Source organism: Ideonella margarita (assembly GCF_038066635.1).
GTDB classification, from domain to species: domain Bacteria; phylum Pseudomonadota; class Gammaproteobacteria; order Burkholderiales; family Burkholderiaceae_C; genus Ideonella; species Ideonella margarita.
Map to the genome: position 1 here is coordinate 90,998 of NZ_JBBUTI010000009.1, position 17,402 is coordinate 108,399.

The 17,402-nt window shown below is 68.3% G+C and carries 15 protein-coding genes; 12 read left to right on the forward strand and 3 right to left on the reverse strand.

From position 1 onward, the window contains the following. Positions 1-117: 117 nt before the first annotated feature. A complete protein-coding gene (locus tag AACH00_RS14030; RefSeq protein WP_341399784.1) occupies positions 118-549 on the forward strand; it encodes an antitoxin Xre/MbcA/ParS toxin-binding domain-containing protein in 432 nt (143 codons plus the stop codon). Beyond that, entirely contained in the window at positions 546-1,292 is a 747-nt protein-coding gene (locus AACH00_RS14035) for an RES family NAD+ phosphorylase (RefSeq protein ID WP_341399785.1), read from the forward strand. The genes AACH00_RS14030 and AACH00_RS14035 overlap by 4 nt, the downstream gene beginning before the upstream one ends. A gap of 9 nt (positions 1,293-1,301) precedes the next feature. Here AACH00_RS14035 and AACH00_RS14040 read toward each other — a convergent pair whose 3' ends face one another. Beyond that, a complete protein-coding gene (locus AACH00_RS14040) occupies positions 1,302-2,891 on the reverse strand; it encodes a methyl-accepting chemotaxis protein (protein WP_341399786.1) in 1,590 nt (529 codons plus the stop codon). 393 nt (positions 2,892-3,284) lie between these two features. Here AACH00_RS14040 and AACH00_RS14045 point away from each other — a divergent pair, with 393 nt between their 5' ends. Genes AACH00_RS14045 through AACH00_RS14055 form a run of 3 tightly spaced genes read left to right on the forward strand, consistent with a single transcriptional unit; the run spans position 3,285 to position 5,749 of the window. Then, positions 3,285-4,412, forward strand: a complete 1,128-nt coding sequence (locus AACH00_RS14045) for a flavin monoamine oxidase family protein (RefSeq protein WP_341399787.1) — start codon at positions 3,285-3,287, stop codon at positions 4,410-4,412. A 2-nt stretch (positions 4,413-4,414) separates the two neighbouring features. Beyond that, positions 4,415-5,161 (forward strand): cupin domain-containing protein, encoded by a 747-nt coding sequence (locus AACH00_RS14050; protein WP_341399788.1) that lies wholly within the window; start codon positions 4,415-4,417, stop codon positions 5,159-5,161. A 3-nt stretch (positions 5,162-5,164) separates the two neighbouring features. Then, positions 5,165-5,749, forward strand: coding sequence for a TetR/AcrR family transcriptional regulator (locus tag AACH00_RS14055; protein WP_341399789.1), 585 nt, complete (start codon positions 5,165-5,167; stop codon positions 5,747-5,749). Positions 5,750-5,791: 42 nt separating this feature from the next. Here the strand turns inward: AACH00_RS14055 and AACH00_RS14060 are convergent, their stop codons facing one another. Both AACH00_RS14060 and AACH00_RS14065 read right to left on the reverse strand, forming a co-directional pair. After that, entirely contained in the window at positions 5,792-7,957 is a 2,166-nt protein-coding gene (locus AACH00_RS14060; protein WP_341399790.1) for a sensor histidine kinase, read from the reverse strand. 59 nt (positions 7,958-8,016) lie between these two features. Further along, complete coding sequence (locus AACH00_RS14065; RefSeq protein WP_423221942.1) at positions 8,017-8,823, reverse strand: ABC transporter substrate-binding protein; 807 nt, start codon at positions 8,821-8,823, stop codon at positions 8,017-8,019. 209 nt (positions 8,824-9,032) lie between these two features. Here AACH00_RS14065 and AACH00_RS14070 point away from each other — a divergent pair, with 209 nt between their 5' ends. The 7 genes from AACH00_RS14070 to AACH00_RS14100 all read left to right on the forward strand — a co-directional run bounded on the left by AACH00_RS14070 (position 9,033) and on the right by AACH00_RS14100 (position 17,365). Continuing rightward, entirely contained in the window at positions 9,033-10,145 is a 1,113-nt protein-coding gene (locus AACH00_RS14070; protein WP_341399792.1) for a metallophosphoesterase family protein, read from the forward strand. Positions 10,146-10,148: 3 nt separating this feature from the next. Further along, on the forward strand, positions 10,149-12,842 hold the full coding sequence (locus tag AACH00_RS14075; protein WP_341399793.1) for an AAA family ATPase: 2,694 nt from the start codon (positions 10,149-10,151) through the stop codon (positions 12,840-12,842). Continuing rightward, positions 12,839-13,342 (forward strand): nucleoside 2-deoxyribosyltransferase, encoded by a 504-nt coding sequence (locus AACH00_RS14080; protein WP_341399794.1) that lies wholly within the window; start codon positions 12,839-12,841, stop codon positions 13,340-13,342. Before AACH00_RS14075 ends, AACH00_RS14080 begins: the two co-directional genes overlap by 4 nt. A 146-nt stretch (positions 13,343-13,488) precedes the next feature. Continuing rightward, positions 13,489-13,956 (forward strand): hypothetical protein, encoded by a 468-nt coding sequence (locus AACH00_RS14085; protein WP_341399795.1) that lies wholly within the window; start codon positions 13,489-13,491, stop codon positions 13,954-13,956. Positions 13,957-14,046: 90 nt separating this feature from the next. Beyond that, positions 14,047-14,667, forward strand: a complete 621-nt coding sequence (locus AACH00_RS14090) for a lipocalin family protein (RefSeq protein WP_341399796.1) — start codon at positions 14,047-14,049, stop codon at positions 14,665-14,667. 4 nt (positions 14,668-14,671) lie between these two features. After that, complete coding sequence (bla, locus tag AACH00_RS14095) at positions 14,672-15,697, forward strand: class A beta-lactamase (RefSeq protein WP_341399797.1); 1,026 nt, start codon at positions 14,672-14,674, stop codon at positions 15,695-15,697. A gap of 105 nt (positions 15,698-15,802) precedes the next feature. After that, complete coding sequence (locus AACH00_RS14100) at positions 15,803-17,365, forward strand: methyl-accepting chemotaxis protein (RefSeq protein ID WP_341399798.1); 1,563 nt, start codon at positions 15,803-15,805, stop codon at positions 17,363-17,365. Positions 17,366-17,402 lie beyond the last annotated feature (37 nt).

Here is a 17,402-nt window from a genome sequence, read left to right on the forward strand (position 1 = left end):
GGCCAGGGGTGTCAATCTGGCGCCCAGTCGATTGGCGGTGGGTTCGCTCATCGCCTGTCTGGTTCTCTGGTGAACTATTAATGGATTAAAGTTCGCTGAAGAACTACACTGCCCATCATGCCAGCCGCCCTTGCCAGCCACAGCCTGCCCGTTGAAGCCCCCTTGCCACCCGTGCACACGCCGGAAGTGGGCCGGCAGGTGCTGGCGGTGTTCTTTCGCCTGACGAATGAATGGCACCTGGGGGCTGCGGACGAGCAGGTGCTGCTGGGCGTGGGCAAAACCACGCTGTTCGCCTGGAAGGCGGGCAAGGTGCGCGCCGGCCTGGAGCCCGCCGTGCTGGAGCGCCTGAGTTATCTGCTGCGCATCTACGCCGCCCTGCAGATCTTGTTGCCCGAGCCTGAGCGGGCCGCAGCCTGGCTGCGCAAGCCCAATGCCGCACCGCTGTTTGGTGGTGGCACGGCGCTGCAGCGCCTTTTGGCCGGGCAGGTGGGTGATCTGCATGCGGTAGCCAACTACCTCGACGCACAACGCGGCGGTGACTTCGCATGAGCGTCACCCGCCTGACGGCAGCCGCGGTGCCGGCGGCCCACCAGCTGACCGAGCGCCGCCTGCCGCGCATCAAGCCGCTGGGGTGGGGCCCGGGCTATCGCCTGGTGCCGAGCCGCTTTCCACCCACCAGTCTGTTTGACCGCGTGGCCCGGCCCGATGAGCTGGAGGCGGTTGCAGCCGTTCAGGCCCTGACGCACCCGCGCCTGCGCAACGAGATCGGCGAGATCCAGCTGGTGCCGCCCGATGAACGGGTGAGCGGGCCTGGCAGCACGCCGGTGATGGCCGCGTTCTGCCACCTCAACCCCGAGGGCAGCCGGTTTTCAGACGGCAGCTGGGGCGTGTACTACGCGGCAGACAGCATGGCGGCGGCGGTGGCCGAAGTCAGTCACCACCGCGCGAAGTTTCTGGCGGCCACGAACGAGCCCGCCATCGAGCTCGACTTCCGTTGTTATGTGAGCCAGGTGCTGCAGCCACTGCACGACGTGCGCCCGGCCAGCTGGCAATTCCTGCACCAGCCCGACGATTACGGCCCCTCGCAAGCCTGGGCGCGGCGCCTGCGCGCTGCGGGCAGCTGGGGCCTGGCTTACCGCAGCGTGCGGCACCCCGGAGGGCAGTGCGTGGCGGTGTTCCGCCCCAAGGCCCTGGCGTTGCCGGTGGTGCAGGGCGCCCATGTGGCGCTGCAGTGGGACGGCCAGCGCATGGCGCACTGGTACACCAAGAGTGAGCTGCAACCGGTGGGCTGACGCCCGTGCTCAGCGGCAGGTCACCGCGCCCGTGCCGTTCAGCTTGAACACGCTCATCGACTGCATCAACGCTTCGGTCTGGTAGCGCAGGCTGTCGGCCGCAGAGGCCGTTTCTTCCACCATCGCCGCGTTCTGCTGGGTCACCTGGTCGAGCTGCTGCACCGCATCCCCCACCTGGGAGATGCCCTGTGACTGCTCCGATGATGCGGTGGTGAGTTCGCTGATCATCTGGCTCACGCGCTGAGCCTGAGCCACGATTTCCAGCATTGATGCGCCGGCGTCGTCGACCTGCTTGCTGCCGACCTCAACCCGCTCGACGCTGGCGCTGATCAGACTCTTGATCTCCTTGGCAGCGTCGGCACTGCGCTGGGCCAGGATGCGCACCTCGCCCGCCACCACCGCGAAGCCGCGACCTTGCTCACCCGCCCGCGCGGCTTCCACCGCGGCGTTCAGCGCAAGGATGTTCGTCTGGAAAGCGATGCCGTCGATCACGCCGATGATGTCGACGATCCTCTTCGACGAGCCCGAGATGCTCTGCATCGTCTCGACCACCTGGCCGACGCGGTCGCCGCCGATGCGGGCGGCCTCGGCGGCCTGCGAGGCCAGCTGGTTGGCCTCCAGCGCCACGTCGGCACTGGTCTTCACGGTGCTGGACAGCTCCTCCATCGACGCCGCCGTCTGCTCCAGATTGCTGGCTTGTTCCTCGGTCCGCTGGCTCAGGCTGGCGTTGGCCATGGCGATCTGGCTGGTGCCCGTGGCAATGCTCTCGCTGCTGTTGCGCACCTCGCCCACGATGCGCGCCAGGCTCTGCTGCATGTCGCCGAGCGAGGCCAGCACGCTGCCTCTGGCGGCCGTTGCGGCATCGGCCACCGGCGACAGGTCGCCGTCCGCCACGCGCTTGGCCACCTGGCCCAGCCGGGCCGGTTCGGCGCCCAGTGCGCGGGTCAGGCTGCGGGTGATGAGCACTCCTGCCAGCACTGCTGCTGCCAGCGCAGCCACGCAGCACAAGACCAGCGTGCGGCGGTGGGCTGCAAACGTTTCATCGGCGGTGGCCATGAGCGCCTCGGATCGCTGGCTGGTGTAGTCGCGGTAGTCTTGCGCTGCACCGATCAGCGCCGCCAGCAGGGGCCGGCACTCGGCGTTCATCTTGCTGATGGTCTCGTCGCGCTGGCCCTGTGCCGCCAGATCGACGATCTTCAGGGCCACCGGTGCGTAGCGTGACTCGATGTCGGCCAGCTTGGCGATCAAGCTGCGGGCCTTCTCGGACACGTCGGGTTGCGTGGCCATCTTCGTCAACGCGGCGATGTTCGCCTGAACGTCGGCATGTGCCTTGGTGACCTCGGCCTTGATGGTCTCGCGGTCTTGCGGGGTGGCGGCATTGACCAGGTCGCGTGCGGCGATGGCACGGCGCTCCACGGCGGTACGCACCTCGTAAGACATCAACAGCCGGGCGTTGATGCCCTGCACGTAGTGGTCGAAATCTTCGTTGGAGTCATCCAGGGCACTGAGCGCCACGCCGGCGACCAGCGCGATCAGGAAGACCAGCACGCCAAAGGCGGCGGTCAGCTTGGCTCGGACGGTCAGATTGTCAAAACGCATTCGTGCTCCGCAAGTATGGAGCCTGGCCCGCAAAGACGCAGACCGCTCGTGTCGATCCGTTTCGTCGTCGAAGGGCGTGAATTGAGTTCCAAGGTCGACGAGCGCGTGCCAAGTTGCCAACAACTCACGGGAATGCCGTGACGGCCGAGCCCGTGGCGGGGCGCGGTCGAGGCTTTTCAGCGCACATTGACAGTTTTCGGTGCCCCAATCAAAATAACAACCTACCGATTGGTAGGCGTCTGAGAAACCGAAATCGCGATTGCGATGCGTGGTTTCCCCGGACGATTTTTCTGTTTTTTTTGACAAAAGCACCAACCAACTAGTCGGCTTGTATTTGGCTCAGCCGTTTGATGAGCGGCCCCTGCCGGCGAGTGTCTGGGAGAAAAAATCCTCATGTCCCATCCCGTGGTGGTGGTTGGTGCAGGCCTGAGTGGCTTGCAGGCCAGCTGCTTGTTGCAGCAGGCCGGGCTGCGCGTGCTGCTCGTGGAGGCGGATGGCCGCGCCGGTGGCCGTGTGATGAGCGCGGGTGGCGGCGCAGGCGCGCACCGTGTCGATATGGGGCCGTCCTGGTTCTGGCCCGATATGAACCCGCGTGTCGAACGCCTCGTTCAGCAACTGCAGCTCGATCACTTCCCTCAGTTCACCGAAGGCGCGAGCCTGGTCGAAGCGCCCGATGGTCAGCTTTACAAGCGCATGGCCGGCTGGTCACAGGGCTCCCAGCGCATCCGGGGCGGTACCCAGGCGTTGGTGGAGGCGCTGCTGGCGCGCTTGACGGACCAGGTGCAGCTGAAGCTGGGGACACGGCTGCTGTCGATGGCCCTGCAGGCCGACGGGGTGGCGTTGACCCTCCAGGGCGTTGCGGGCACCTGGACGCAGCTGGCTGCGCAAGTCATCGTCACGCTGCCGCCGCGCCTGTTTGCACAAGACCTTGCATGCTCGCCGGCCTGGCCGGGCGAGTTGATGCAAGCCATGCACGCCACACCCACCTGGATGGCCGGCCATGCCAAGTTCGCTGCGGTGTATGCGCAGCCGTTCTGGCGCGAGGCGGGCCTCTCCGGCATGGCCATGAGCCAGCGCGGGCCGATGTCCGAGATCCATGATGCGTCCGACGAGCACGGCGCCACGGCGGCGTTGTTCGGCTTTGTTGGTGCCGCACCCGGCTACCGCGCCGGTGTGGGCCGCGAAGCGCTGATGCAGCAGTCGCTGGCGCAACTGGTGCGCTTGTTTGGCCCTCAAGCGGCCACACCGCTGTGGTGTGACCTGAAAGACTGGGCCCAGGCGCCGTTGACGGCAACGCCTGCCGACCATCGCCCCTTGAGCCACCACCCGGCGTATCAGCAGGCCGTGGTGCCAGAACCATGGAGGCAGCGCGTGTGGCTGGCCGGCACCGAGCGCTCGGCGCAGTTCGGTGGTTACCTCGAAGGTGCGCTCGACTCCGCAGAGCGGGCCGTGGAAGGCCTGCTGGCGCGGCGCCGCGTGGATGCGCTTGGCGAGCATGGCTTGCCGAACATGACGGAGTGAACATGATGACGCTGCATGCAGACATGAAGCAACGTGCCGTGGTGCACGCGGCCAGCCAGCCCTGGGTGGATTCGCCGATGCCCGGGGTGGCGCGCCGCGCGCTGCACCGGGTGGGCGACGAGGTGGCCCAGGCCACCTCGCTGGTGCGCTATGCGCCCGGCAGCCATTTCAGTGCGCACACCCATGCTGGCGGTGAAGAGTTCCTAGTCCTCAGCGGCACGTTTCAGGACGAGCATGGCGACTACCCGGCCGGCACTTACGTGCGCAACCCGATCGGGTCGCGACACATCCCGCGTTCGGACGAGGGCTGTGTCATCTTCGTGAAGCTCTGGCAATTCACCGAGGCCGATCATGTGCCGGTGGTGCTCAACGCTGAATCGGCGGCTCGGGCCACGAGCCCGGCGCGACCCGGTGTGACCACGTCGCTGCTGTACCAGAGTGCCACCGAGGAGGTGCGCTTGGAGCGCTGGGAGGCTGGCGGCACCCAGGTTGACATCGATCTGCCCGGCGGCGGCGAGTTCCTCGTGCTGCAAGGTGCGTTCGAGGAAGGCGGAGACACCTTCGCGCCCATGTCGTGGTTGCGTCTGCCGAGTGGCTCGCGCTTGCAGGCGCGCACTGCTGACCAGCCGGTGTTGGTGTGGATGAAGCTCGGCCATGTGCCACTGCTCGATGTTGGGGGCGCGCTGCATTGGGGCCCGTCTGCCCGCGACCAGTTTGACTTGCCCTTGACCTCTCCATCACCACGCTGACCCATGAAAAGCTTCGCTGGCCTCACCCCTTCCGCCGAGCGCATCGTGGACGCCACCGAGGGCCTGATCCAGACGCTGGGCTACAACGGCTTCTCCTACGAAGACGTGGCCAAGATCGTCGGTATCCGCAAGCCCAGCATCCACCACCACTTTCCATCGAAGATGGAGCTGGGCGCGGTGGTGGCGCAGCGTTACACACATCGCTTCCGGCAATCACTGCTGCACATCGAAGGCACCCTCAGCAAGGCCCCGGCGCGCTTGCTGGCGTATGCGGGCCTGTTCGAATCCACCTACGAGACGGACCGGCGCTTGTGCATCTGCGGCATGCTTGGCGCTGAAGCTGATGCCTTGCCCGACGAGATCAACCAGGAGGTCAAGCGCTTCTTCAGCATCAATCTCGATTGGCTGACGATGGTGTTTGCCGCAGGGCTGGACGCAGGCACCTTGCGGTCAACGGCCGCGGCGGCTGAGTTGGCCGAGGCGTATCTGTGCATGCTCGAAGGGGCCTTGATGGTGAGCCGTGGCCTGCCGCAAGCCCACGGCCCGAAGCGATCTGCCTCGGTGTTCCTCGCGTCCGTCTTGGTTTGAGCGTCGCCGGGCTGGGTGCCCGGCTCGTCGGGTCGGGGGGCCTCAGTCGCTCTCGCCAAGCGGCGTCTGCAAGCGCGGCAAGCGGATCTCGAACACCGCGCCGCCGTCCGGCCGGTTGTGGGCCACGATGCTGCCGGCATGGCTGTCCATGATCTTGCGGCAGATGGCCAGGCCCAGGCCGGTGCCGCCCGAGCCGTCCTTGGTGCGGGTGGACTGCACGAAGGCCTCGAAGATCGATTCGAGCTCGTCAGGCGGAATGCCGGGGCCGCGGTCGCTCACGGTGATGCGGTCGACGGCGTCATGCTCGAAGCGCCAGTCCACCTCGACGGCGGTGCCGGCGGGTGCAAAGCGGATGGCGTTGGCCAACACGTTGCGCAGCACCTGCTGCATGCGGATCGGGTCGGCCAGTGCGGGCAAGGGCTCGCCGTGGCCCTGCGACACCACCTCCACGTTGCGGCCGGCGGCCAGTGGCGCCAGCTCGTCGATCACGCTGACCAGCGCCGGCACCAGGTCGACCGGGCGGCGCTCAAAATCCCCCACCGCGGTGCTCACCCGCGACAGATCGAGCAGGTTGTTCACCAGGGCCAGCATGCGCACGCCGCCGCCGTGGATCGACGAGAACATGCGGTGCAGCTTGCTGTCGCCATTGGCGGTGCGGTCGACACCCAGCTCGGAGTAGCCCAGGATGCTTTGCAGCGGGGTGCGCAGCTCATGGCTCATGTTGGCGATGAATTCGCTCTTCGCCTGGTTGGATCGTTCGGCGGCGTTCTTCGCGTCCAGCGTGCGGCGCTCGGCCTCGCGGAACTCGGTCACGTCCAGCCAGCAGCTGATGACGCCACGCACGTTGTCGGCGGCGTCGCGGTAAGGCATCAGGCGCATCGCCACGTCGCGCAGCTGGCCACCGGCGTCGGTGATCTGCGCTTCATATTGCACCGGCTGGCCCAGCGCCATGGCCGATTGCTCCATGCCCATCAGGTGTTCGGCGTCGACCAGGCGCAGCATCAGGTCGTTGCTGCGGCCCAGCACGTCGCCCGCCTCCACGCCCAGAAACCGCGTCCAGGCACGGTTCACGCGCAGGTATCGGCCTTCACGGTCCTTCACCGACATGGGCACCGGGCTGGCCTCGAACAAGCCATCGGTGAACAGGCCCTGGTCGGCCAGCGTGCCCTTGGTCTGGGTCAGGGCGTTGTCGGTCAGCTCGCGGCTGCGCAGGCTGCGCCAGGCCAGCAGCGTCAGGGCGGCCACCACCAGCATCGTCATGCCGGCAGCGCTGGCCACCTGCAGGCCCAGCGCATAGAGGCGGTCGTTCACGCTGCTCACCGGCGTTTCCACCGCAATCACCAGCGGGTAGCGCCGGGTGGTGCGGAAGGCCGTGATGGCGGGTTCACCGTCGATGCCGGGGCCGGTGTAGCTGCCCAGTTCCAGTTTCGGCAGGAAGCGCTCGAAGACGGGCAGCTGCCGCACCATCTGGCCGCCGGGGGCTTCAATGCCTTCGGTGGCGGTGATGAGCTGGCCGGCATAGCTGAGCAGCGCAGCCCGCGAAGGCGAGTCGCTCAGCGTCAGCTGGTATTGGTTGGCGAAGAAATCGAGGTTCACCAGGGCCAGCAGGCGGCCATCAAGCTGGCGCGTGGGGCGTGCAAACGGCAGCACCACCACGCCGGGGGCGGTGGGCAGCAAGGCGCCGTCGGCGACCATCAGGTGCAGGTCCCGGCCGGGCGTGACCTTGCCCAGGCCGGTGTCGGGCAGGTCGATCAGCACGCGGGTATCCAGCCCCACATTGCGCGGGTTCGAGCTGGCCACCACCAGGCCACGGGTATCCAGCCAGTTCAGGCTGCGCACCATGGGCTGGCCGCGCACGGCCTCTTCGAGCATCTGGTTCAGGGCATCGGCACTCTTGCCGCTGGCGCCGCGGCCTTCCACCGTGGCTTCAGCGGTCTGAATGATCAGCTCGACGCTGCCCATGCTGCGGTTGGCGTGGTCTTCCAGCACGCGTGCATACAGCTCCGCGCGTGAGGTGGCTTCCTCGTTGATCTCGCCGCGCTCGAACACCAGGAAGGCCGCAGCGCCCGCGGCGATCACCAGCGACAGCACCAGGCCCACCCAGGGCACGCTGCGGCTTTGCAGCCACACTGGCACGCGGGGAGCGTCGTGCGGCGCAGCGCCGTCGGTGTCGGTGTCGGTGCGGGCGTGTTCTTCGCTTGGCGTCATTCGGGCAGTTCGTGCGGCGAACGTCTGGAGGAGGTGGCGGCGTGTGCCCGGCTCGGTCGTCAGCGGACGACGATTTCGGTCAGGCCGTTGTTGCGGGCGGCGGTGGCCAGGCGGCCGTCCTTGCGGATGCGGGCCACGAAGTCGTCGGCCTTCTGCAGCCAGGCCTCGTCACCCGGCTTCACGGCGTAGGCGTAGGGCAGGGTGTAAAACGTCTTGGTGGGGCTGATGAGACGCGCCCAGTCGGCGTTGTCCAGCAGGCGGCGGCTGTAAGGGAAGTCGGTCATGAACACATCCACCCGACCGGCTTCCAGCTCCTGCTCGCGGGTTTGCGGCGGCTTCACCACCACCAGCTTGGCCTGCTTCAGCGCGCCGGCCATCACCGGCTCCATGAAGGTGCCGGCCTGCACGGCCACCTGCACACCGGGCTTGTCGATGTCGTCCCAGGTTTTCAGGGTGCGGTTGCTGCGAGTAGTGATGCCGTAGATGTCGCTTTGCAGGTAAGGCTTGGTGAAGCGCAGCTTCTCGGCCCGGGCCGGCAGCACGCCCACGGCATGCATGGCGATGTCGCAGCGGTCGGTGACCAGGTCTTCGATCAGCTTGGGGAAGCTGGAATCGATGTACTGCACCTTCACGCCGAGGTCCTTGGCGAATTCGGCGGACAGCTCGATGTCGATGCCGCCCAGCTGGTTGGTGCGCGGATTGCGGAAGGTGATGCCGTAGTAATCAGGCCAGATGCACACCCGCACCGTGCCGCTGCTGGTCACTTTGTCGAGCACCGGGCCGGCGTGTGCCGGGGCGGTGGCGGTGAGCAGCGCACCGGCGAGGGTGGCGCCGGCCAGCAGGGAAGCGGGTGCAAGGCGGAACATCGACATGGCAAACCTTCGTTTTGAAGTAGGGACGCAGCCAGCCTGTGGTGCGGCTAGGTTACCGCAGCCGGAAACCGGTACTGCTCGGGGTTTATCGGCGTTTTATGGCGTTGATTGAGTGGCGCCATGCAGGCTCATCCCCTGAGCCCCGCTGCGGGCAGAGTGCGGGTTCGCTGTCATCATCGTGGTCTTGGCCCCTGGAGCTCGCTTTGCCCCGTTTCTTGCACACCGCCGATTGGCAAATTGGTCGTCAATTTGCAACATTCGACCCCGAACACGCCGTCATCCTTGCTGAAGCCCGCACAACGGCCGTGGAGCGCCTGGCGGCGCTGGCCACGGAGCACCAGGTGCAGGCCGTGCTGGTGGCAGGTGACGTGTTCGACACCCAGACCGTGTCCGACCGGGTGATTCGCCGGCTTTTCCAGGCCATGGCCGGTTTTGCCGGGCCGTGGCTGATGATCCCCGGCAACCATGACGCGGCCTTGACGGAGAGCGTCTGGACCCGCGCGCAGCGCCTGGGCGCCGTGCCGCCCAACGCCCACCTGCTGCTCGCGCCCGAGGTGCGGGTGTTTGCCGACCTGGGCTTTGCCGTGCTGCCCGCGCCCCTGACCCAGCGCCACACCCACGGTGATCTGACCGAGTGGTTTGACCTGGCGCCCACGCCCGACGGTCTGCTGCGCATCGGCCTGGGCCACGGCAGCGTGCAGGGCATCCTGGCGGAAGACATCGACAGCGCCAACCCCATCGCCCCTGATCGCCCCGAGCGTGCCCGCCTGGATTACCTGGCGCTGGGCGACTGGCACGGCGCCAAGGCCATCAGCCCGCGGCTCTGGTACAGCGGCACGCCCGAGCCCGACCGCTTCCGCAACAACGATGCCGGCCTGGCGCTGCTGGTGAACATTGACGCCCCCGGCGCCGAGCCCGTGGTGCAGCCGCTGCCGGTGGCGCAGTTCACCTGGCACAGCGTGACCGCGCAGCTGAGCGTGCCCACCGATGTGGACGCCGTGGTGGCGCAACTGGCCGCCTTCGGCCGCACCGACGTGGTGGACCTGCACCTGCAAGGCCATACCGACTGGCCCGGCCACCAGCGCCTGCAAGCCGCCATTGGCCAGGCCGATGCACAGACCCGCCACTTGCAGGCCGACCTGGGCGAGCTGCGCATGCTGCCCACCGACGACGACATGGCCGCGCTGCAAGCCGACGGCTACCTGGGCGAAGTGCTGGCCGAGCTGCGCCAGACCCTGGCCCAACCCGCAAGCGCTGACGACGCGCGCCTGGCCGAAGACGCGCTGGCGCTGCTGGCCACCCACCTGGCAGATTGATCCATGCACATCACCCGTTTGCGCGTCGAGCAGTTCCGCCAGTTCCGCCAGCCCTTCGAGCTGACGGCGCTGGAGCCGGGCCTGAACATCATCACCGGGCCGAACGAGGCCGGCAAATCCACGCTGGTGCGCGCCATTCGCGCGGCCTTTTTTGACCGGCACCGCTCCACCGTGGTGGACGACCTGCGCCCCTGGGGCGACAGCGCCGCCACGCCCACTGTCGAGCTTGATTTCCAGCTGCTCGGTGAGCCGGCCCACCTCGTCAAAACCTTTCTGGGCAAGAAGCGCTGCGCCTTGAAGCTGGGCGCCCGCAGCTTTGAAGGCGTGGACGCAGAAGACCATCTGGCCGACCTGCTGGGCTTCACCTTTGCGGGCAAGGGCGCGAGCAAAACCGAGCACTGGGGCATTCCAGGCCTGCTGTGGGTAGAGCAGGGCACCGGCCAGGTGCTGGAAGTGGCGCCAGCGCGTGACCACCTGCACAAGGCCTTGTCGAACCACCAGGCCCCCGCCGGTGCTGATGCTCAAGATGCGTCGAAGGGCACCCATGTGGCTGCCAACTTGGCCGCCAGCCGCGGCGACGCCGTGCTGGACGCCTTGCGTGCCCAGCGCGGTGAGCTGCTGAGCGGCACCGGCAAGCCGCGCGCTGCGTTGCTGCAGGCGATGGAGGACGTGGACCGCCTGACTGCCGAGCTGCGTGCGCTGGACGAGCAGATGGCGCTGTACAGCCAGCAGGTGGACCAGCTGGCCCTGCTGCGCCAGGCCCACCAGCACGATGACGCTGCCCAGCCCTGGGAGGCCTTGAAAGCCCAACTCGCCGAGGCCCAGGCCGTGCAGCAGGCGCTGGCGGCGCAGGAACATCAGCTTGCGCAAGACACCGCCCGCCTGCAGCAACTGCAGCAGAACCGCGACCTGCTGCAAGCCCAGTTGCAGGCCCATGCGCAGGCTGAAGCCGCGCTGGCCACCCGCCAGCAGGCCCTGGCCGCGCTGGCCTTGCGCCACGACGAAGGCGAGGCCTTGCTGGCCACCGCCCGCACCGCCGCTGAGCGGGCCCAGAGCCGCAGCGCCGCCGCCCGCGCCGCCTTGCAAGCCGCGCGCGCCGTGGCCCAGCGCCACAGCCTGCAAGCCCAGCAGACGGAAGCCACCGCCACGGCAGAGCGGCTGCACCACGCGCTGCAACGCGCCACCACCGAGCACGAGCGCCTGAGCACCCTGCGCGCCGAGGCCGCGGCCACCGCCATCACGCCGGCCCAGCTCGATGCCCTGCGCCAGCGCGACCGCGCCCTGCGTGACGCCACCCTGCAGCGCGAAGCCGTGGCCACCCGCCTGCAGGTGGATCTGTTGCCGGGCCAACATCTGACCCTGGATACCCACGGCCAGGTGCTCACCCTGCAAGGCCAAAGCACTCACCTGCTGGACGCGCCCGCCACGCTGGAGCTGCCCGGCGTGGGCCGCCTGAGCATCAGCCCCGGCGGTGCTGACCTGGCCGAGCTGGCGCGCGATCAAGCGCAGGCTGAGGCCGATCTGGCTGCCGCATTGAACAAGCTCGGGCTGCCAAATTTGGCCGCGGCCGAAGCCCGCCAAGCCCGCCACCAGACCCAGCAGAGCGAGCTGCGGCTGGCCGAGCAGGCGCTGGCGCTGGTGGCGCCGCAAGGGCTGGACGCGCTGCGTGCGGCGCTGGCCCAGGCGCAGGCCCGGGTGCAAGCGGCCACCACTGCCTTGCAGGCGCTGCCACCGCTGGCAGAGGCTACGTCTGATGCCGTCTCGGTGCCTGATGCCGAAGCGCTGCACGACACCGCCGAGCAAGCAGAGCGTCGCAGCCAGCAGGCGCTGTCGCAAGCCCAAAGCGCCCAGGCGGCGCTGCACAGCCAGCTTGCTGCCGCGCAGGCGGAAATCGCCGCCGCACAAGCGGCCTTGGCCGATGCCAGCCACCAGGCCCGCCATGCCGCGGCGCAGCAGCAATGGCTGAGCGCGCAAACCGAACACGCGGCCCTGGCCGCACGGGTGGAGCAGGCCGCAGGCGCCTTGCGTGCAGCGCGGCCCGACATCGTGGCGCAAGACATCCAGCGCCTGCAGCGCAGCGTGCAGCAGCTGCAGCAGGCCCACCAGCAGCGCCGCGACCAGATCATGCTGCTTGAGAACACCCTGCAGAACGCCAAGGCGGCGGGGCTGGGCGAGCTGCGCGAACAAGCCCACGGCGAGCTGGTGCGCGGCAGCCAGCGCCTGAGCCAGCTGCAGCGCCGGGCCGATGCCTTGAACTGGCTGTGCCAGCGCCTGGACGCCAAACGCCAGGCCGCGCTGACGCGCCTGCAAGCCCCGCTGCAGCAGCACATGCAGCGCTACCTGCAACTGCTGTTTCCGGGCGGCAGCGTGCAGATCGATGAACACCTGGCCCCCGGCAGCCTGACCCGCACGCGGGCCAACGGCGCGCTGGAAACCGGCGACGTGAGCGCCTTGAGCTTCGGCGCGCGCGAGCAACTCGGCCTGATCAGCCGCTTTGCCTACGCCGACCTGCTGCAAGCCGCCGGCCGGCCCACCTTGCTGATGCTGGACGATGCGCTGGTGCACAGTGACGACACCCGCCTGGCCCACATGAAGCGCGTGATCTTCGACGCCGCCCAGCGCCACCAGGTGCTGCTCTTCACCTGCCACCCCGCGCTGTGGCGCGACATGGGCGTGGCTGAACGGGCCTTGCCATGAGCATCTCAAAGACCATCTACCTCGCCGGCTTCGACGTTTTCCGCCCTGACGCCGTGGCCCACGGCCAGCGCCTGCAAGCGCTGTGCGCCGAGTTCGGCCACACGGGGCTGTTCCCGCTCGACAACCAGGCCCCCACCGACCTGCACGGTGAGGCGCTGGCCATGTGGATCTACCGCGCCAACATCGCGCTCATCCAGCGCTCGGACGTGGTGCTGGCCAACCTGGCCAATTTCCGCGGCCACGAGCCTGATTCGGGCACCGCGTTCGAGGTGGGCTACGCCGCAGCGCTGAACAAGGCGGTGTGGGGCTACACCGATGATTGCCGGCCGCTGGTGCAGCAGGTGCCGTGCACCGAATCGCCAGAGAGCCCGGGAAGCTGGGTGGATGCCCAAGGCTATTCGGTCGAAGACTTCGGCCTGCCGCGCAACCTGATGCTGCATGGCGCGGGGTGCATCGTGGTGGGTGGGCCGCGTGCGGCGCTGGAGGCGATGCAGCGCTGACGCGCATGGCCTGTGGCGCAGCGCCATGGGTGCCTGAAAGCCCCGCCCCGTTGAGGCCGTTCCGGGCCGCTATAGCGCCGCTTTTCCGCTGATCGCGCGGGCACCGATTCCCCACACTGGCAGCTCTTTCCCGAAGGAGCTCCGCCGTGTTGTCCCGGTACTTCGTTGCTGTCGCGTCGCTGCTCGGCGGCCTCAGCCTCTCGCCTGCCCACGCCGCCCTGAAACCCCTGACCGAAGCCGGCCTGCGTGCCGCCCACGCCCAGGCTGATCAGCCCGTGCCCGATGTGCTGGCCGCCTTGCAGCAGCTGTCGGCCAACAATGGCCTGGGCCGCTTGTTCCAGCTGGCCGGGGCCGTGCCCGAGGTGCAATCGGGCGCCGCGTTTGCGCAGGAATGGACGCGGCGCGCCGGGCAGCCTTTGCCGCTGGCGCTGCACGACGGCGTCAGCAGCGTCACGCGCCTGGGTTTCCAGGGGGCGCCGTTTGATGTGAGCCTCGATCTGTCGGAGCTTTTGCTGCCCTCGGCTGCCAATGGCGCCAACCGCCCGCACCTGGGCTGGGTCACGCTGCAGCAGGTCAACATGTCGCGCAGCGTGGTCTGGGTCTGGACGCACTGACGGCGCCAGCACCGGGAGGCCGCCCTCCATCCCCCCCATCCCCCTTGACCCTGCACTGGCGTTTTGCGCCGTCGGGCAGACAATGCGGGCATGACGATGCCTTTGCTTTCGCCCCGCGCCGCTGGTGTTTCCCGACCGGTGCGCCTCTCGGCCGCTGCCGCTGCTGTCTTGACGTTCGTTTCCGTGCTTGCGCTGTCTGGCTGCGCCTCCGGCCCACCCAACCCGCCGCTGCCCACCGTAGCGCAGGTGGATCTGCCGGGCTACCTCGGCACCTGGTACCAGGTGGCGCTGGTGCCGAACCGCTTCCAGGCCCAGTGCGTGGGCGACACCGAAGCCAGGTACAGCCTGAAGGATGGTCAGAACAGTGGCCAGGCCACCGGACAACCCAGCACCCTGGTCGTTGAAAACCGCTGCCGCACCGCTTCCGGCGCCGTGGATGTGGCCACGGGTGTGGCCGAGGTGGTGCCCGGCAGTGGCAATGCCAAGTTGCGGGTGAGCTTCTTCCGGCCGTTTTATGGCGATTACTGGGTGCTGGCCCAGGGCGCAGGCCAGCAGTGGACACTGGTCGGCGAGCCGAGCCGCCAATTCGGCTGGGTGCTGTCCCGCACACCTCAGTTGCCGGAGGCCGAACTGGCGCTGGCGCTGGACCGGGCGGTGGCGCTGGGCTACCAGCGCTCGGCCTTCGTGGCCTCGCCTCAAAGTGCGCGCTGAACCGATGAAGGTCGATCCAGCAGACACCGCATCGCCCGTGCCCATGGCCCGCCGTGGTGCGCTGCTCACCGGCCTGGCCGCGGGCGTGGGCGCTGCCGGGTTCAGCCTCGCATGGCCCGGCGCGGCTGTCGCCCAGTTGCTCAGCCCGCCGCCGTCGCAGGGGCAAGAGGCCGCGCTGGGTGCATCAACCACCAGCCCCCGTGAGGCCGCAGCCGCAGATTCGCTCGCCGCTCTGTGCAACGGGCTGGAATCGCAGCACGGTGGTCGCATCGGCGTGTGCCTGATGGAAACGCGCACCGGGCGCCTCTGGCAATACCGGGCCGATGAACGCTTCGCCATGTGCTCCACCTTCAAGCTGCTGCTGGCCGCGGCTGTGTTGACGCAGGTGGATGCCGGCCGACTCAGCCTGCAGCAAACCGTGGCCGTGCGCAAAGCCGATCTGGTGCCCTATGCCCCGGTGATGGAAGGCTTGCTGGGCACGCGTGCGGCGGTGCAGGTGCCGCTGGGCATGCTGTGCGAAGCCACGGTGGGCGTCAGCGACAACGCGGCGGCCAATGTGCTGCTGCCCTGGGTGGGCGGCCCCGCCGGGCTGACGCGCTTGCTGCGCGCCTGGGGCGACGCCGTGACGCGGCTCGACCGCAACGAGCCCGAACTGAATTCGAACCTGCCGGGCGATGCGCGCGACACCACGTCGCCCGCGGCTTTCGCCCGCACGGTGGCCAGCGTGGTGCACGGCTCGACGCTCTCCAGCCATTCGCGCCAGCAGTTGCAGCTGTGGCTGCGTGGCGCCAGCACCGGCATGAACCGCTTGCGCGCGCCGTGGCCAGCCGACTGGCAGGCCGGCGACAAGACCGGCACCGGCCCGCGCGGCGCGGTGAATGACGTGGCCGTGGCCTGGCCGCCGGGGCAGCCGCCGCTGGTGCTGGCCGTGTTCATGGGCGGCAGCACCGCCACCTCGGACAACCTGAATGCCGCCCATGCGGCGGTGGCCCGGTGGGCCATGGGCGCGCTGGTGGCGCCTGCTGCGTAAAACTGCCCACATTTACCGGGGCAAGACCCTTGATCTTTGACGCTGAAGGCCGAAAAAGCGCGAAACGGCCTTCAGGGGTCGTCAAACGCCAAGAAGGTCTACGCGATGATCAATGTCCGGAATTTCAGGATCGGGGTGCGCCTCGGCGCCTCATTTGCGCTGATGCTGCTGCTGACACTCGCCATTGCGGTGGCCGGTGGCTGGAGCCTGGGGCGGGTGCACGACGGCTTGAAGACGGTGTACGAGGACCGCACCGTGCCCATGGGCCAGCTGGCCGAGATCGACCACCTGCTGCTCGACAGCCGGTCGCTCGTGCTGGAGGCCCTGGCCCACGCCGACCCTGCGCTTGGCCAGGGCAATGACGCGCAGGTGCAGCGGCACCTGGCCCGCATCGACGAGGTGTGGAAGGCCTACATGGCCACCTACCTGACCGAGCAAGAAAAGGTGCTGGCCGCCAGTTTTGATGCCGCCCGCCGCACCTACCTGACCGACGGTCTGCTGCCGCTGGTGGCCGCCATGAAGGCGGGCAATTTCGACGAAGCCCGCAAGATCGACCAGAGCAAGCTCAAGCCGCTGGGCCATGCCGTGAACGAGGCCAACGGCAAGCTGGTGCAACTGCAGCTCACGGTGGCTGAACAGGAGTACCGCGCTGCTGACGTGCTGCAGGACAAGCTCATCTTCTGGCTCAGCGTGGCCGTGCTGGCCACGCTGGTGATCGGTGCTGCGCAGGCCTGGCTCATCACCCGCTCGGTGACCGGCCCGGTGCAGTGGGCGGTGCACATGGCTCAACGCATTGCCGAAGGGGATCTGACCACCACGGCCAGTGCCCGCAGCAAGGACGAGCTGGGCGACCTGCTGCGCTCGCTCAACCAGATGAACGACCAGCTCTCGGCAGTGGTGACCACCGTGCGCGACAGCTCCGAGAGCATCGCCACCGGCAGCGCCCAGATTGCGGTGGGCAATGCCGACCTGAGCCAGCGAACCGAGGAGCAGGCTTCCAGCCTGCAGCAAACCGCGGCGACGATGGAAGAGCTGAACGACACCGTGCAGAGCAGCGCCCACAACGCGCGCCAGGCGGCCGACATGGCAGCCCATGCCCGTGAAGCCGCGGCACACGGCGGCTCGCTGGTCAGCCAGGTAGTCAGCACCATGGACGCCATCCATGACAGCAGCCGCAAGGTGGTCGACATCATCGGCGTGATCGACGGCATCGCCTTCCAGACCAACATCCTGGCGCTGAATGCCGCGGTGGAAGCCGCCCGGGCCGGTGAGCAGGGCCGAGGCTTTGCGGTGGTGGCGGGTGAGGTGCGTGTGCTGGCCCAGCGCTCGGCCGAGGCCGCCCGCGAGATCAAGCGCCTGATCGGCAACAGCAGTGAGCGCGTGGAAGCCGGCGCCCGGGAAGTGGCTGCGGCCGGCACGGCGGTGAGCGGCATCGTGGCGCAGGTCAGCTCGGTTTCGCAGCTGATCGTGGAAATCAGCACCGCCGCGCAGGAGCAGACGCTGGGTCTGGGCCAGGTGAACGATGCCGTGACCCAGCTGGACCATGTCACCCAGCAGAACGCGGCGCTGGTCGAAGAAAGTGCAGCGGCCTCGGAGAGCCTGAAGCAGCAGGCCGACCGTCTGGTGCAGGCCGTGGGGGCGTTCAAGCTCAAGCCGAGCGCGGTGTAAACCCGCCCCGACTCAACAAAGTGATAAAAATGACGAT

Excerpts from the sequence above, each read along its gene's own strand:
- AACH00_RS14055 (WP_341399789.1), top strand. The coding sequence starts at position 5,165 with ATGAAAAGCTTCGCTGGCCTCACCCCTTCCGCCGAGCGCATCGTGGAC.
- AACH00_RS14075 (WP_341399793.1), top strand. The coding sequence starts at position 10,149 with ATGCACATCACCCGTTTGCGCGTCGAGCAGTTCCGCCAGTTCCGCCAG.
- AACH00_RS14060 (WP_341399790.1), bottom strand. The coding sequence starts at position 7,957 with ATGACGCCAAGCGAAGAACACGCCCGCACCGACACCGACACCGACGGC.
- AACH00_RS14100 (WP_341399798.1), top strand. The coding sequence starts at position 15,803 with ATGATCAATGTCCGGAATTTCAGGATCGGGGTGCGCCTCGGCGCCTCA.
- AACH00_RS14065 (WP_423221942.1), bottom strand. The coding sequence starts at position 8,823 with ATGTTCCGCCTTGCACCCGCTTCCCTGCTGGCCGGCGCCACCCTCGCC.
- AACH00_RS14040 (WP_341399786.1), bottom strand. The coding sequence starts at position 2,891 with ATGCGTTTTGACAATCTGACCGTCCGAGCCAAGCTGACCGCCGCCTTT.
- AACH00_RS14050 (WP_341399788.1), top strand. The coding sequence starts at position 4,415 with ATGATGACGCTGCATGCAGACATGAAGCAACGTGCCGTGGTGCACGCG.
- AACH00_RS14080 (WP_341399794.1), top strand. The coding sequence starts at position 12,839 with ATGAGCATCTCAAAGACCATCTACCTCGCCGGCTTCGACGTTTTCCGC.
- bla (WP_341399797.1), top strand. The coding sequence starts at position 14,672 with ATGAAGGTCGATCCAGCAGACACCGCATCGCCCGTGCCCATGGCCCGC.
- AACH00_RS14090 (WP_341399796.1), top strand. The coding sequence starts at position 14,047 with ATGACGATGCCTTTGCTTTCGCCCCGCGCCGCTGGTGTTTCCCGACCG.
- AACH00_RS14045 (WP_341399787.1), top strand. The coding sequence starts at position 3,285 with ATGTCCCATCCCGTGGTGGTGGTTGGTGCAGGCCTGAGTGGCTTGCAG.
- AACH00_RS14035 (WP_341399785.1), top strand. The coding sequence starts at position 546 with ATGAGCGTCACCCGCCTGACGGCAGCCGCGGTGCCGGCGGCCCACCAG.
- AACH00_RS14030 (WP_341399784.1), top strand. The coding sequence starts at position 118 with ATGCCAGCCGCCCTTGCCAGCCACAGCCTGCCCGTTGAAGCCCCCTTG.